Source organism: Algoriphagus sp. CAU 1675 (assembly GCF_029222925.1).
Taxonomy (GTDB): Bacteria; Bacteroidota; Bacteroidia; order Cytophagales; family Cyclobacteriaceae; genus Algoriphagus.
In genome coordinates, this window is sequence record NZ_JARHUI010000009.1 from 1 (window position 1) to 15,629 (window position 15,629).

Sequence of the window (15,629 nt, forward strand, 5' to 3'; positions counted from 1 at the left end):
TTCGAAAAGATGTATATTAAATCCGAGAAAACATCCTCAGGATCAAATATCACTCTGGAATATGATCAAATTATATGTTAAACAGTAAGATAAACCGGTCAACGTTTTTTAGGCATTAACAACCCACAACCCACAACCTACAACTCACAACCTACAACTACTAGACTGCTACCGGAGCTTTGATATGTGGATGCGGATCATAATTGACCAATTCGAAGTCCTCAAATTTGAAATCAAAAATATCCTTCACCTCTGGGTTGATCTTCATGGTAGGCAAGGGACGGCACTCCCTACTGAGCTGAAGTTCCGCCTGTTCCAAATGGTTGGAATACAGATGGGCATCACCGAAAGTATGAACAAATTCTCCGGGCTCAAGATCACAAACCTGTGCAATCATCATAGTGAAGAGTGCATAGGAGGCAATGTTGAAAGGAACACCGAGAAAAACGTCCGCACTTCTCTGATACAATTGGCAGGAAAGTTTTCCTTCTGCTACATAGAACTGGAAGAGGGTATGGCAAGGGGGCAAAGCCATATTGTCCACATCGGCCACATTCCAGGCACTTACGATATGTCTTCTGGAATCAGGTTTCGTTTTGATTTGATGGATTAGATTTTTGATCTGATCTATTTCTCCTCCTTTTCCATCAGGCCAATGTCTCCATTGGTATCCATAAACAGGTCCTAAATTCCCGTTTTCATCTGCCCATTCATCCCAAATGGAAACCTTGTTTTCCTTAAGCCAAGCGATGTTGGTGTCTCCTTTCAAAAACCAAAGGAGCTCAATGATAATGGAGCGTAGGTGGAGTTTTTTGGTGGTTACCACAGGGAAGCCTTCCGATAGATCGAATCGCATCTGATGACCAAAAATACTGATGGTTCCGGTCCCTGTTCTATCTGTTTTTCGAACTCCCTCATTCAGGATTTTTCGCATCAAATCATGGTATTGCTTCATGGCTTCCTTCTGGTATTTTTCTCTCCCGGCAAGATAATAGCTTCCCTCAAAAATCGGAAGGTCACCGGGATGAAAGAGGCTATTTTATTTGTCCTTGTAGAGAGCAGAGCCTTCGGAATCTGTTCTGGTAATTGACAAGGAATTGAAAATCAGGGACCTGGGATTTTATTCCTCAGGACTGACAAATTGGAAGGTAGCAGATACGGGATAATGATCCGAATAGTCCACTTCCCGGTGGGTTTTAAAATCCACAGCCTTGAGGGAAGGACTGGAAAAAATATGGTCAATTCTCAGGAAGAACAAAACCTTATTATAAGTAAAACCAAATCCTCTCCCTGCACTTTCAAAGGCATTGACCAGATTCTGGCTCAACCTGAAATAAGTATTGGAGTAGGGGACCTCATTGAGATCTCCCATTAGGATAATGGGATGGGGGCTATTTCTGACATGCTCCTCCAGGACGCTCAATTGCTGGCTTCTGATCACACCGCCCCGGTTGAGTTTGCCAAGGGTCTGCCGGTAATTTTCGCGGACCCCATCCAGGTTTTCGAGTGCTTTGGCATCGATTTTCATGGATTCCAGATGGCAGTTGTAGATCCGGATGGTATCCCCCTGATAAAGTATATCGGCAAAGATGGCTCCATTGGTTCTGTTGTTGTCAAAGACCTTTCCCTCGTGAACTATGGGGTATTTGGAAAAAATGGCCAAACCATAGGATCTTTTTCTTGCATCGCCCTCAATGATGCCATAGGAATATTCCATCCCGCTGTCTTTTCCCAATAACTTGATGGCATTTCTGGACGGCGTGGTGTTGTCCTGGTAAAACTCCTGAAAGACTTTGACATCCGCAGGATAGTCTTGGAGCCAAGTAAATACATTGGGATCAAATTTCCCCTCAACCCTTGACTTGTAATTAAATAAATGGGCATTGTAGGTAAGGACTGAGAGTCCTTCGGGATTGGGGTTTTTGGGGTGAAACTGCACCGTGATCAATACAAAGCGATAACCAAGAACGAGAATGATCAGGGGTAAAATCGCTGTTTTTCTCCAAGCTAAAACCAGGATCCCAAACAAAAAGAAATTGCAAAACCAGACTACGGGAATAAAAAATGGAAGCAGACCGGCATAGCTAAAATCCTCTGGAGCCACATAGACACTTCCAAAAATCAGAAGAGAGCAAATGAAAATGATTCCTGTGATAAATTTCATGGATTGTGCCTAGGTACTATACTCTATCGAAAAGAGTTGACTGGAAGTTGTAGGTAATTTTTCCGATCTAAAAACTCTATTTTCCGTAAAGAAGCAAAAGAGACCTTAAAATCGGAAATCTGAAGAGACTTCTTCCGCTTGAAAATTTTAGGATAAACCTACTATCTTCATTGGACGTTTTGCTAGTTGGGACTTTATTAGTTATTTCGACGAGTAACTTAAACACCATAAATCGAATATGCCAAGGGGGCTCCGGGGGGACGATTAGTAGCTTCAGGAGATTCCATACGGCTAGTGAGTAATAAAATATAACCCTATGAAAAAAATCTACTCTTTTGGGCTTTTAGCCTTATTTATTCTGGGAATTGCATCCTGCTCTCCAAAATCTACTGAGTCTGGCCAAAATGAAGAAATGGTAGAAAATTCGGAAGCCGCTGAAGAACAGGAGGAAAGCAGACCCAGCCCTCTGGAAATTAAAGATGGACAGATTGCAGGCAAGTCCTTCAAAATCCAGTATGGTTCACCTGCGGTAAAGGAACGGATGATCTGGGGAGATTTGGTGCCCTATAATGTGGTTTGGAGAACCGGAGCCAATGAGGCTACCTATGTGGACCTTGCAGAAGATATGACCGTAGAAGGCAAATCCTTGGCAGCTGGTAAATATTCCCTCTTTACTATTCCCAAAGAAAATGGCGCTTGGACTGTGATTTTCAACTCGGAATGGAATTTGGAACATGGACATTTTCAATATGACGAAAAAAATGACGTCTTGAGAGTGGAGGTTATGCCTACTTGGGAAGAAAATTCCCAAGAAAGACTTTCCATAGATATTGAGAGTCCCGGTATAGTTATCCGTTGGGAAAAACTCAAACTCCCCATCACCATTCAATAAGATCAAATCAAACCCTCAGTCAAATGAGGGTTTTTCTTTTTGAATAAACCACTTTTTAGGTTAATTGAATTTTGCTTTATTTTAGCTTTGGAGCCCTAAAAACTTTCCATCGAATCGAGCATAACGAATATGTCTTACTGAGGGATGATAATCAGATAAGCGAGATTCTCCTTAATCAAGTTCTGAACAGGCAATTGGCCTTTGAAAAATTAACTATAAACGCATGAAGTATCTAGGTTTCCTATTGGTGATTGCCTTGACTGTTTTGTTGGGATACGCAGTCTCTATTCCACTTGGACCGCTTCCTCCAACTGTACCTTTGCTGGACCCCAATCAGGGCTTTTGGCAAAACATGCTCAGTGAGGATGAACTTGCAGAAGAGGAAATCAACCTTTCCAATCTCTCCGAACCCGTCCAGGTGCTTTACGATGAAAACCTGATTCCCCATATTTTCGCATCCAATGAAGAAGACCTCTATCGGGTGCAGGGGTATGTGACCGCTAAACACAGACTGTGGCAGATGGAGTTCCAGACCCGTGCTGCAGCAGGAAGGCTAGCTGAAATTGTTGGACCGGTTGCCCTGGAATTGGACCGCATGACCCGGAGAAAAGGTTTGGCTTTTGGAGCGGAACTGGGTTTAAAATACCTACAGGAAAAAGATCCGGAATTGTTGCGTTTGGTGGAAGCCTATGCGGATGGAGTCAATCAGTACATAGAAGAACTCTCAGATGCCCGTCTTCCTTTGGAGTACAAGATTTTAGATTATAGACCGGAACCTTGGTCCCCTTACAAATCCCTGTTATTGCTAAAATATATGTCGGATATGTTGGTAGGGGATAGGGATTTGGAATATTCCAACCTACGCAAGATTCTGGGAGAGGAACTATTGGATAAGTTGTACCCACAGTATCCTCAGGATCTTGATCCGGTGATAGAGGCTGGTCACAGTTGGGATTTTACTCCTGTTTCAATCAGCAGGCCGGATAGCATTTCCTATCCTTCGGATGCTATTGTTATTGATCCCTTGCCCCAACCAGAAGAAGGAGTGGGTTCCAACAACTGGGCGGTTGCGGGAAGCAAGACAAAGAACGGGAATCCCATCTTGGCAAACGACCCCCATCTGAGCCTCAACCTTCCTTCTCTCTGGTATTCCATGCAGCTCACCACTCCACAGCATTCTGTGAAAGGGGCTACCCTGCCGGGAGCGCTGGGGGTGATCTCCGGATTCAATGAGCATATCGCCTGGGGAGTGACCAATGCCACCAAGGATGCGAGAGATTGGTATAAGATCACATTTCAGGATGAGAACCGAAAGGCCTATAAATACGGAGAGGAATGGAGACCTACTCAATTCCGTGTGGAAGAAATCCACGTCAAAGGAGAGCCTGTTTTTCTGGACACGGTGGTTTATACCCATTACGGTCCCATTGTCTATGACCGGACCTTCCGGTCCAATCGCCAGGATGTAAATTTTGCCCTAAAATGGACCGCACATGAAGGTTCCAATGAGCAAAAGACATTTGTCCTGATGAATAAGGCCAAAAACCACGGGGATTACAATGCGGCATTGGACAACTTCACAGCTCCTGCCCAGAATTTTGTGTTTGCTTCCAAATCCGGGGACATTGCCATGAGAATTCAGGGGAAATTCCCTTTAAAATGGGAAGACCAGGGAAAATTTTTCATGGACGGGGCCGATCCGAAAATGGAATGGCAAACTTATATCCCCAACGAACAAAACCCCAGCACACTAAACCCCCAACGTGCTTTTGTTTCTTCAGCCAATCAGCATCCGGTAGATCAATCCTATCCTTATTATGTATTTGACAATAGCTATGAACATTACCGAAACCGCCGACTGAACAACCGGCTTCGGGAAATGAGCGACATCACAGTCGAGCATATGATGGCCCTGCAGTTTGATGATTATTACCTGCACGCCGCTGAGGCTTTGCCAGTAATGCTGGATTTATTAGGAGATCATCAGTCTTCCAATGACAAGGCCAAAAAGTACCTGAAGGAATTAAAGGATTGGGATTTTTATGCAGATCCAGGTCAGAAAGCTCCCACGCTTTTTTACGTGTGGTGGAACAAAACTTTCAACCAGATCTGGCAATCCTGGCATGAATTCGGTGTTCCGGTCGTCACTCCAAGTAATTATACCACGGTTCAATTGCTGAAGAATGAGCCGGAAGGCCCCGTCTTTGATAGTGAGAAAACAGCCGCCCTAGAAACAGCCTCTGATCATGTGAGAAAGGGCTTCGATGAAATGCTCGAGGCCATGATCAATTGGGAAAATGAGGAAGGGGATTACGCATGGGCCAATTACAAGAGAACTTCCATTCAACATTTAGTGCCCCAGTTTAGACCCTTCTCTGTGCAGAATGTCTTTACCGGGGGCGGATCAGGTATCCTCAATGCAACAAGTGGCCGGCACGGCGCCAGTTGGAGAATGGTAGTGGAATTGGGAGATGAGATCAAAGCCTTTGGGATTTATCCGGGAGGACAGTCTGGTAATCCAGGAAGTAAGTTTTACAAAAACTTTATCACCAAATGGGCCAATGGAGAATACCTAAACTTTGACCTGAGAACACCAGGTGATAATGGTTCAGTATTATTTCAGACCACCTTCAAATCCAACCCATGAATTCGAGCAGGTCTAAACTGTCAAGAAAGGAGATGTTTCTTGACAATGCGGGATTCCTCTCCATTTCAATCGGGATGACCTTTAAAGATCAAATTATTTATAGATGAAATTCATTAGTATTCTGGTTCTTTCCACATTGATTGTAGTATTTGTCAGTCCATTTCTGACTTATTGGATGATCATGGTCCTTTTGGGGATCTTGTCATTTGTTCTCAAACCCGGCAAATGGGCTGCCTTTTGGGGCGGAGGACTTGGAATGGGGCTTTCCTGGCTTGGGCAAAGCTATTATTTAAGCGCCAGTACAGGCAGTGCTCTTCCAGCACAGATGGCTGATCTTATGCAACTGGGCTCCAGTATCTATTTATTTATTATCACCGGTGTTTTGGGCTTTCTCTTGGGAGCATTGGCTTCTTTGAGCGGTGCCCTGCTAAGAAATCTCTTAAAAAGAAAACCGAATAATATTTACAAGGGAACCATTTATTAAGGTTTTTAGTAAGTCATTTGTAGATCAAATATGATCTCGGAAATTTTTGAATATAGTTTAAGCTAGCGTTATGAAAATTGCTGTTGTCGGTACAGGTTATGTAGGATTGGTCTCAGGTGCTTGTTTTGCAGATGTGGGGATAGAAGTGACCTGTGTGGATGTGGATGAAAGAAAAATTGAGAAGCTAAAGAATGGGGTCATGCCCATTTATGAACCGGGGCTGGAGGAGATTGTCCTGAGAAATTATAAAAGCGGAAGACTAAAGTTCAGTACCGATCTGGGTGAAGCCATTCAGGGAGCGGAACTGGCTTTTATCGCAGTGGGAACCCCTCCCGGGGAAGACGGTTCCGCGGATTTGAAATATGTACTGGCGGTTGCGGATGAAATCGGCTCCAAGATGAGTGATTTTATTGTGGTGGCTACCAAAAGCACGGTTCCGGTAACGACAGGAGACAAAGTCAGAGCCACTATTCAAAGTGCATTGGAGAGGAGAGGGGTAGCCCTTCCTTTTGCCGTTGCTTCAAACCCTGAATTTTTGAAAGAAGGGGCCGCAGTGGAGGATTTTCTCAAACCGGACAGGATAGTCATTGGTGTGGATGACGATCGTGCGGAGGAAATTATGCAGCGCCTGTACAAACCTTTCCAACTCAGTGGTGACCGCATCATTTACATGGATATCCCTTCGGCAGAAATGACCAAATACGCGGCAAATGCCATGTTGGCTACCAAGATTTCATTTATGAATGACATCGCCAACCTATGTGAACTGGTAGGTGCTAATGCCAATATGGTCAGAAAAGGGATAGGCTCTGATCCACGGATTGGGAATAAGTTCATTTTCCCGGGTGTAGGATATGGGGGATCCTGTTTTCCCAAAGATGTCAAAGCCATCATCAATACTGCGCAGCAATATGGTTATGAATTAAGAGTCTTGAAGGCTGTGGAGGAAGTCAATGAGTTCCAAAAGCATGTGCTGGCAGCAAAAGTTAAAGCCCGTTTTGGGGAAGACCTGACTGGGATGACCTTTGCCATGTGGGGATTGAGCTTCAAACCCAATACCGATGATATGCGGGAGGCACCTTCCGCTGTGATCATCGATGAGCTGAGAGCTGCAGGAGCGAAAGTCAAAGCCTACGATCCGGTTGCCATGGAGGAGGCTAAGGAGCATTATCTTTTTGACAAGGTGTGTTACTGCAAGGATGCCTATGACGCCCTGGTTGACGCGGATGCCTTATTGCTGGTGACCGAATGGTCTGAATTCAGAATCCCAAGTTGGGAAGCGGTGGCAAAACTCCTTAAAAACAAGGTGGTGTTTGACGGAAGGAATATTTACGACAAAGAATACCTCCAATCCCTGGGCTTTGAACATTTTGGGATTGGCAACAAATAAGCCCCTCTGCTTTTTTAGGGGGATTAAATGGATTCAATGGGATAAAAAATGATAATAGCTGGGGCAGGAGGACATGGAAAGGAAGTTTTCGCGGTAGCACTCCGCTTGGGTATCCCTGCTGCCCAGATTCTGTTTTATGATCAGGATCCAAGTAAGATAAGCAAAGCCAAGTTGATTTCGGATTTGTCCGAGCTCAAGCCGGAGCTGAAGAAAGACCCACGTTTTGTAATTGGAGTGGGCAACCCGGAATATAGGGAGCATCTGTACAAGCTTTTCATGGGGCTTGGCGGACAGCTTTTTCCAATTTCCTCCGGTGAAAATTATTCATTCCATCAGGATTTAATGGCTGATTTGATGCCATTGGCTTTTTTGGGTCCCGATACCAAAATAGGGAAGGCTGTATTGATCAATACCAGGGCTCAGGTGCATCATGAATGCGAGGTAGGGGATTTTACCGAAATCGGTCCCGGAGCAATGTTGCTTGGGGGAGCCAAAGTCGGGAAGAAATGTAGGATAGGTGCCGGAGCGGTGTTATTGCCAGGAGTGGAACTTGGAGATGAGGTGATTGTAGGGGCTGGAGCAGTGGTGACCAAATCCTTTGGGGACAGCGTAAAGATCATGGGCATTCCCGCCAGGGAAAATCCTGCTTAGTTTCAGTGATTAAGTGGGTTTTGAAAAATAAAAGGCTTTGGGTATTCCCAAAGCCTTTATTTTATTTTCAGGACAGAGCCTGATCTTAAAACTTAACACACTTCAAAAATGTGATTTCAAATCCATAAAAAAAATACCCTATATAGGGTATTTTTCAACTATATTCATACTTGAAAACACAGTTCGTTTATACCGATTTTAAATTGGGAATGGCTTTGAAATCAAGGTTTTAACTTTTTCAGGGATTGAACCCAAAACCCACAACCCTGAACCTCCAAGCCAAATCCTCATTCCTCAACTACTCCAATAAACCACGAATTCGACGAATTAAGTAGAAGGGAATAACTTGTCCCGATGGAATCGGGAGGAATTTGGGAAGGTCAGAATTCAGAATTCTCAATTTTCAATTTTCAATTCTCAAAACCTAAAACCTACAACCCACAACCTACCTAAAAGACTGCCGCGTCGGCTTACCGCCTCCTCGCAGTGACGATAATCGATTGGATACAACCCACAACCCACAACCCACAACCCACAACCTACAACCCACAACCCAATTCACAATTCACAATTCATAATTCAGAATTCTCAATTTTCAATTCTCAATTCTCAAAACCCACAACCTACAACCCAATTCACAATTCATAATTCATCATTCCTAATTCTCCCAGGGTTTCACCCTAGGCTTTTCACAGTTCAACTCCTTCGGAGTCTTTTTACCCAATCACCGTTTCCCCTCATCAGTTAAACAGTTAACCAATTAACCAATTAACCAATAATACCATTGAGCAGTAAGCTCTGATGATCAACCCACAACCTACAAACTACAACCTACAACCTACAACCTACAACCTACCTAAAAGACTGCCACGTCGGCTTACCGCCTCCTCGCAGTGACGATAATCGATTGGATACAACCCACAGCCCACAACCCACAACTTACAACCCACAACCTAGAACCAATTCATCATTCATCATTCATCATTCTCAATTCCTAATTCTCAAAACCTACCTAAAAGACTGCCGCGTCCGCTTACCGCCTCCTCGCAGTGACGATAATCGATTGGATACAACCTACAACCTAGAACCCAATTCCTAATTCAGAATTCTCAATTTTCAATTCTCAATTCTCAATTCTCAATTCTCAAAACCTACCTAAAAGACTGCCGCGTCGGCTTACCGCCTCCTCGCAGTGACGATAATCGATTGGATACAACCCACAACCCACAACCTAGAACCAATTCATCATTCATCATTCCTAATTCCTAATTCTCAATTCTCAATTTTCAATTCTCAAAACCTACCTAAAAGACTGCCGCGTCGGCTTACCGCCTCCTCGCAGTGACGATAATCGATTGGATACAACCCACAACCCACAACCCACAACCTAGAACCCAATTCATCATTCATCATTCATCATTCATAATTCCTAATTCTCAATTCTCAATTTTCAATTCTCAAAACCTACCTAAAAGACTGCCGCGTCGGCTTACCGCCTCCTCGCAGTGACGATAATCGATTGGATACAACCCACAACCCACAACCTACAACCCATAACCCATAACCCAATTCATCATTCATCATTCATCATTCATAATTCTCAATTCCTAATTCTCAAAACCCACTTTTTAATCTAAGAATTAACCGCTTACAAAGGATTTACAAATTTTAGCATAAGGAATCAGGCTTTTGGAATATGCTTTGCATAGAATCCATGGGTTTTTATTTACTTTGTCTCAAATTTGAATTGAGGAAATCTTCTCTTTGATGCAATTTTGAAAAAACCATTAAATCTTAATCAATTCCCCAAAATGAAAGAAAAATTATTCACACTTTCGATTAACCGCTCACTTGCAATTGCAATCGTTGCAATGCTTGCAATGGGTGCCTGTAAGTCCAAAAAGAAGGTTGTACAACCTGAGCCAGCTCCAGCTCCAGTAGAGCAAGTTCAGGAAACTCCTCCGCCACCTCCAGGGCCATCTGCTGAGGAAGTTGCAGCCGAAAAATTGGAAAATGCATTCAACGCGGTTGCAGCAGCTGCAAACGTATCTGTTGCAAATCAGCAAATTGAGCAGGCTTTGGCAATGTTCTCCAACCAAGACACTCCTGTTTTGATCGTGATCCATGAAGAAAACGGCATCAAAGACTACGATGAGCCTACTACCATCAAGAAATATTTGGAGTATTTGAAGGATACCAAGAAGAACCTCAACTACATCAGCGACATTCGTCTGGATGCTAGGGGAAAGGTGTCTGAATTGGAATTAAGAAGAAAATAATCACCCGAAGAAAATCACGAAAACATGAAATCGAACATGAGGAAGAAGGTCACTCAATCAGATGATTTTCAACTTCGCGAGATTCCATGCGGCCTTAGAAAATAAAAATAAACACATGAAAAATACACTTATTCTCTTTCTCGGTCTTTTTCTTGCTAGCTCCCTAACCGCCTTGGCACAGAATGACAATATCAGCCCTGCAAGAAAGCAGGCGATTGACTCCCTGGCTTTGGAGAAAGTAAAAGACCTAAGTAAATACATCAGCATTATCGGTAGCAAGGAAACCCAGTTTTCCGAGGCCAACCGTGTAATGGACCGTGCAGAAGAGCTTTTTGCTCCAGGTGCCGAAATGGGTGTTTCCAGCATCAACTCCAGCGAAATCGCTTACTACAAAGTGAGAAGATATTTCGAAAGACTGATGGCTCTAAACTATGACCGTGTCAACATTACCTGGTATGATATACAGTACATTTCTGATTTGGAAAGACAGCCTGATGGCCGCTACGTAGGGGTGATCACTATCTACCAAAGATTCGAGGGAACTTCCATCGAAACAGGCATGAACTACAAAGACACCACCAAAAAGGACATTACCATCTACGTAGAGAAAAAACAGACACAAATCGCAGGTCGCACCATCGAATTCTGGGATGTGATGTTGGGTGACGTGAGAGTGACTGAAACTTCCGCATGAGAATTACCTTAATTACCTTTGCGATTCTTTTCGCAAGCATTTCGATTGTTTCCGGGCAGGGCATTGGCTCTCCCGGAACAATCAAAGATGACGGTAGGTTTGCAGCATCTACCAAACAACTCAATCAATTTTTCAGAAGGTTTAATGGAGAAGAATCTCCCGATGGAAATACCCGGTTTTATCCCGGAGATTCCCTGTACCGAAATTTTCCGCTTAGACAGGGCTTTATTCAGATTCTGTTTGACAACCAAACCGGAACTACCTCCCAACAGTTAAAATCCGATTTTATCGGGGATGTGCTTTCCCCGGTTTATCCCTTTTATCTCAATTTTCACAGAGAAGGCTGGTTTGCAGAAGTGCAGGCTGAGTTTTTCTATAAAGGCAGAAGGGAAACGGCTACCCTCATCCTAAAAATCCAGCCGGAAGGTCTGGGCTATGAATGGGTGATCGATGCAGTGAGTTTTCCCCCTTTCAAAAATATTTTCAACAAACCGGAAGGAGATCAGAAAGATTTCCTCCATCCTCTATCCCATGAATTGGGATTTATGAATCTGAGAAGGGCTTTTCAGGACTCCAAACTCCCGGAAGCTTTCACAGACTCCTCATTTCACCCGGATTATCTGACGATTTTCCTCTATGAAATGAAACAAAACAACATTCGTTTTGACACTGTGTCTGACGTTAAATTCCATTTTTTCCAAGTCCAGGGATGGTATTTCGAAGTACGGCAGTTCAACAGGCCCGGATTCAATACAGGCTGGTTGATTTCCAATTTGGTCAAACTCAACCCCGGAGATAAGGAAACCATTGAAAAGTACATCTATGATCAGAATTAAGCATTCTTTATTGCTTATTTTCCTTATGCTTGGGCAGTATGCAGGTATTGCCCAAACCATAAAAGGCTATACCAAAGCCGAACTGGAAGAATATGCCACCAAAGTGGAGGATCAGGTGCTTTTCTTGGAATACCTCATGAATACCATTGGCTCCTCCGAAACCCCCGCAAGGGACAAGGATGTCATCATCCGGGAAAGCTACCTGAAGATTTTTAGAGATGCACAGGTTCAGGTGGAAGATGACCTGCTGCTGGACCGGAAAGTAGTCACCAACAAGGATGTGACTGCCTATCTCAAGGACATTGAGTTTTTTTATAAGGACGTCAATTTCAAGTTTAAAGTCCGGGATGTAAAGCCGGGACAAAAAGAAAACGGGGATGTGTTTTTCCTAGTATCCCTGGACAGAACCATCACTGCCACCGGAAAAGACGGAAAGGCAGTGACCAATACCAAACCCCGATTTGTGGAAGTGAACCTGCTGGAAAAAAGCCAGGAGCTGAAAATCGTCAGCATGTACACCACCAAACTCAGCCGGGATGAGGAATTGCTGGAATGGTGGGAAATCCTGAATCCACATTGGAAGGCGTATTTCCAACAAAGATTCGATATGAATGAAGGGGATTCGGTAGGACTTGATCAACTCTACAAGTTTGTGGCCGTGGATTCCCTGGATATTTCAGGGACGGACTCCCTCTTGGATCTGAGTCCTATGGAAGCTTTGCGGGAACTGCGTTATGTGAATCTGAGCAATACCCAAATTACCCAACTGGCACCTATTTCCAATGTGACATTTTTGGAGTACTTGGATGTCTCCAATACCCCAACTTCAGATATTCAGTTTATCAAGTATTCAGAACGCCTGAAGCACCTGGATATCTCCAATACCCAAATCCATGAAATAGGAGACCTGAGTAATCTCAAGGCCCTAGTATCCCTGAAAGCGGTGAGTACTCCGATTTCCAGTTTCTCTGTACTCAACGACTTTGACAGTCTTAGAGCTCTGGACCTCACATCCAGCGGCTTCAACAATCTGGAAAATATCAGGGAACTTTCCCTCCTTGAAAACCTGAATGTCAGCAAGAATTTCATGATCAATTTCTCCAGCTTGGGAGAATTGAAATCCCTGAAAGCCTTGAACCTTTCCGAAACCAATGTCCAGGACCTGAGTCCACTGGCAACATTGGATAAATTGGAAATTATTGACCTCACCGCCACAGAGGTAGGAGATATCTCAGTCTTAAACTCAAAGCCCTATCTGAGCAAGGTATTGGCTGACCAGACAAGTTTATCCCCCCTCGCAGCTGATAATTTTATCCGCAACAACCCCAAAGTTCTTCTCATCCACCATGTGAGGGATTTGGAGAGTTGGTGGGGGAGTCTGTCCGATTCCTGGAAGACTGTATTGAGAAAAGCCAATCCTAAAATCCAGTCGGATCAACCCAACGTGGAGGTTTTGACAGAGACCATAGGCTTGGAAGAATTGGATTTGAGAGCTTCCGGAATTCAAAGCCTTAATCCAGCAACCCGCTTTGTAAAGCTTAGAAAAATCGACTTTTCAGAAAATCAGGTATCGGACCTATTGCCTTTGAGCGAAGTAAAAACCCTGGAGGAAATAGTTGGGGAATCCACTCAGGTAGGGGATATCTCCGCTTTGAAAGACAATGAACTCCTGAAAAGCATCAATTTGGCCGGAAGTCCGCTGCAGAGCATTTTGGATATACTGTCCCTTCCCGAGCTTGCCTACCTCAATGTGGATGCTTCCCCGGTTTTTCCTGAGGAAATTCCGGATATCCTGATCAGAAAACCTGAGCTTACCTTGATTTATCGTACTCAGGAATTGACAGACTGGTGGAATTCCCTCAGCACAGACTGGAAAGACCTTTTGAAAAGACAATATAGCCTTCAGGAATCTCCAACTAGCAGTCAATTGCATAATTTGACCGCTAAGTCCAGCTTGGAGTTTCAGAGGATCAATGTGCAGGATCTCAGTCCATTGACGATGTTTGTGAACCTTCGTTCTTTGGATATTTTTGATGCTACCCTGCATTCGGTGGGCCCATTGGCTGAAATGCATTTGTTGACCAGCTTGAGGCTTTCACAGGTCCCTGTAGTGGATTTTTCCCCTGTGGGTAGATTGGCACAGTTGGAGGAACTCGATATTTCCAATACGGGAATAGAGGATCTGACCTCCCTCAGTAATTTATTCAATTTGAAAAAGCTGAATATCTCCGGGACCAACCTCAAAACCCTAAGAGGCTTGGAAGGTCTCTTGGCGCTGGAACAACTCGATGTGGCCAGTACCAATCTGGGCTCCCTGAAACCTATTGAGGGCTTACCCAACCTGCTCCAACTCGCCTGTTTCAATACCCGGCTGTCCCAAAGAAGTGTGGATCATTTTAAAGAACTAAAGCCCGAGTGTGAGGTAAGGTTTTATTGATGATTAAGGAATAACTTGTTTCGATGGAATTTGGGGAATAGGGATTAGAGAATAGGGATTAGAGAATAGAAAATAGGGAATGGGGATTAGAGAATAGAGAATAACTTGTCCCGATGGAATCGGGAGGGAAATCCAATTATCAATTATCAATTATCAATTCTCAAAACCCACAACCTACAATCTGGAACCTAATTCTGAATTCTCAATTCTCAAAACCTACAACCTACAACCCACAACCTATAACCAATTCATCATTATAAATTCATAATTCTCTCAGGGTTTCACCCTAGGCTATTCACAGTTCGACTCCTTCGGAGTCCTTTTACCCAATCACCATTTTCCCTCATCAATTAAACAGTTAACCAATTAAACAATGAACCGATAGTGCTATTGAGCAGTAAGCATTGAGGTCAACCTACAACCTGGAACCCAATTCTCAATTCTCAAAACCCACAACTCACAAAACCTTAAAATTCAGGATTCTAAATATAAAATTCGGGAAGAGGTGAAGAATAAGGGATTAAAAAATGCTGAAAAAAATCCCTTAAATATTTTCTAGGAAAAATGATGAGAAAAGTTGCTTAATCACCCTGACATAAAGGTAAAAAGCAGATCCTTTAAAAAAATACCCTGTATAAGGTATTTTTTGTCCGAAACGAAAAAAGTTTTCCACAATTTTTAACTATTCTAAGAAAATACTATCCTTTATTTAGATGGTAAATTGATCAATCTTCCGAATTCTTTTTTTCAAAACCCGAACTTACCCGATCTGCACTTTTAAAAATTGGTACCAAAACCTTTTATACTAAGCAGTTGCATATTAGGTAGTTTCCAGTTTCCTTCAGCCAACTTGAAACTTTAAACTCTTCACTTTAAACCTACAACCCACAACCTACAACTTACAACCAAGAACAGTTAACAGAATGCAGTCTACAGTCAGCACCACTTTAAACTCTCAACTTTAAACTTATCCCCGATGAATATTGGGATAAACTCTCAACCCAAAACCTACAACTTAGAACCTAGAACAAATGTCATTCCCTGAAATAAGTTGACCGTTTTTAAAGATGAATCGAGATGCTAAAAACGGGAAAAAGGATTAATTCTCATCGAAAGTATTCTGAAGACTTCAAGCGTAAATTGGTGGAAGATTTC

General features: G+C 43.3%; 11 protein-coding genes. 9 read left to right on the forward strand and 2 right to left on the reverse strand.

Going from position 1 to position 15,629, the window contains the following annotated elements:
* Positions 1-160: 160 nt before the first annotated feature.
* Together P2G54_RS16290 and P2G54_RS16295 are read right to left on the reverse strand one after the other, a co-directional pair.
* Entirely contained in the window at positions 161-955 is a 795-nt protein-coding gene (locus tag P2G54_RS16290; RefSeq protein WP_275872626.1) for a thymidylate synthase, read from the reverse strand.
* A 165-nt stretch (positions 956-1,120) separates the two neighbouring features.
* Positions 1,121-2,164 carry an endonuclease/exonuclease/phosphatase family protein gene (locus P2G54_RS16295; protein WP_275872627.1) on the reverse strand — a complete coding sequence of 348 codons (1,044 nt, stop codon included), beginning with the start codon at positions 2,162-2,164 and terminating at the stop codon, positions 1,121-1,123.
* 316 nt (positions 2,165-2,480) lie between these two features.
* Here P2G54_RS16295 and P2G54_RS16300 point away from each other — a divergent pair, with 316 nt between their 5' ends.
* The 9 genes from P2G54_RS16300 to P2G54_RS16340 all read left to right on the forward strand — a co-directional run bounded on the left by P2G54_RS16300 (position 2,481) and on the right by P2G54_RS16340 (position 14,474).
* Positions 2,481-3,056 (forward strand): DUF2911 domain-containing protein, encoded by a 576-nt coding sequence (locus P2G54_RS16300; RefSeq protein ID WP_275872628.1) that lies wholly within the window; start codon positions 2,481-2,483, stop codon positions 3,054-3,056.
* Positions 3,057-3,279: 223 nt separating this feature from the next.
* Positions 3,280-5,703, forward strand: a complete 2,424-nt coding sequence (locus P2G54_RS16305) for a penicillin acylase family protein (protein WP_275872629.1) — start codon at positions 3,280-3,282, stop codon at positions 5,701-5,703.
* A 103-nt stretch (positions 5,704-5,806) separates the two neighbouring features.
* Positions 5,807-6,187, forward strand: coding sequence for a hypothetical protein (locus tag P2G54_RS16310; protein ID WP_275872630.1), 381 nt, complete (start codon positions 5,807-5,809; stop codon positions 6,185-6,187).
* 70 nt (positions 6,188-6,257) lie between these two features.
* The gene (locus tag P2G54_RS16315; protein WP_275872632.1) at positions 6,258-7,577 is read left to right on the forward strand and encodes a UDP-glucose/GDP-mannose dehydrogenase family protein; all 1,320 of its coding nucleotides are present in this window, start codon (positions 6,258-6,260) and stop codon (positions 7,575-7,577) included.
* A gap of 48 nt (positions 7,578-7,625) precedes the next feature.
* Positions 7,626-8,228: an acetyltransferase gene (locus P2G54_RS16320; protein ID WP_275872633.1), complete on the forward strand. Its 603-nt coding sequence runs from the start codon at positions 7,626-7,628 to the stop codon at positions 8,226-8,228.
* Between the two features lie 1,811 nt (positions 8,229-10,039).
* Positions 10,040-10,507: a nucleoid-structuring protein H-NS gene (locus P2G54_RS16325; protein WP_275872634.1), complete on the forward strand. Its 468-nt coding sequence runs from the start codon at positions 10,040-10,042 to the stop codon at positions 10,505-10,507.
* A 115-nt stretch (positions 10,508-10,622) separates the two neighbouring features.
* On the forward strand, positions 10,623-11,201 hold the full coding sequence (locus tag P2G54_RS16330) for a hypothetical protein (protein ID WP_275872635.1): 579 nt from the start codon (positions 10,623-10,625) through the stop codon (positions 11,199-11,201).
* Entirely contained in the window at positions 11,198-12,037 is an 840-nt protein-coding gene (locus tag P2G54_RS16335; protein WP_275872636.1) for a hypothetical protein, read from the forward strand. Before P2G54_RS16330 ends, P2G54_RS16335 begins: the two co-directional genes overlap by 4 nt.
* Positions 12,024-14,474: a leucine-rich repeat domain-containing protein gene (locus tag P2G54_RS16340; RefSeq protein WP_275872637.1), complete on the forward strand. Its 2,451-nt coding sequence runs from the start codon at positions 12,024-12,026 to the stop codon at positions 14,472-14,474. Before P2G54_RS16335 ends, P2G54_RS16340 begins: the two co-directional genes overlap by 14 nt.
* Positions 14,475-15,629: the final 1,155 nt, after the last annotated feature.

Bases quoted from the DNA above. Each gene is read 5' to 3' on its own strand.
- P2G54_RS16290 (WP_275872626.1), bottom strand. From the start codon at position 955: ATGAAGCAATACCATGATTTGATGCGAAAAATCCTGAATGAGGGAGTT.
- P2G54_RS16295 (WP_275872627.1), bottom strand. From the start codon at position 2,164: ATGAAATTTATCACAGGAATCATTTTCATTTGCTCTCTTCTGATTTTT.
- P2G54_RS16300 (WP_275872628.1), top strand. From the start codon at position 2,481: ATGAAAAAAATCTACTCTTTTGGGCTTTTAGCCTTATTTATTCTGGGA.
- P2G54_RS16305 (WP_275872629.1), top strand. From the start codon at position 3,280: ATGAAGTATCTAGGTTTCCTATTGGTGATTGCCTTGACTGTTTTGTTG.
- P2G54_RS16310 (WP_275872630.1), top strand. From the start codon at position 5,807: ATGAAATTCATTAGTATTCTGGTTCTTTCCACATTGATTGTAGTATTT.
- P2G54_RS16315 (WP_275872632.1), top strand. From the start codon at position 6,258: ATGAAAATTGCTGTTGTCGGTACAGGTTATGTAGGATTGGTCTCAGGT.
- P2G54_RS16320 (WP_275872633.1), top strand. From the start codon at position 7,626: ATGATAATAGCTGGGGCAGGAGGACATGGAAAGGAAGTTTTCGCGGTA.
- P2G54_RS16325 (WP_275872634.1), top strand. From the start codon at position 10,040: ATGAAAGAAAAATTATTCACACTTTCGATTAACCGCTCACTTGCAATT.
- P2G54_RS16330 (WP_275872635.1), top strand. From the start codon at position 10,623: ATGAAAAATACACTTATTCTCTTTCTCGGTCTTTTTCTTGCTAGCTCC.
- P2G54_RS16335 (WP_275872636.1), top strand. From the start codon at position 11,198: ATGAGAATTACCTTAATTACCTTTGCGATTCTTTTCGCAAGCATTTCG.
- P2G54_RS16340 (WP_275872637.1), top strand. From the start codon at position 12,024: ATGATCAGAATTAAGCATTCTTTATTGCTTATTTTCCTTATGCTTGGG.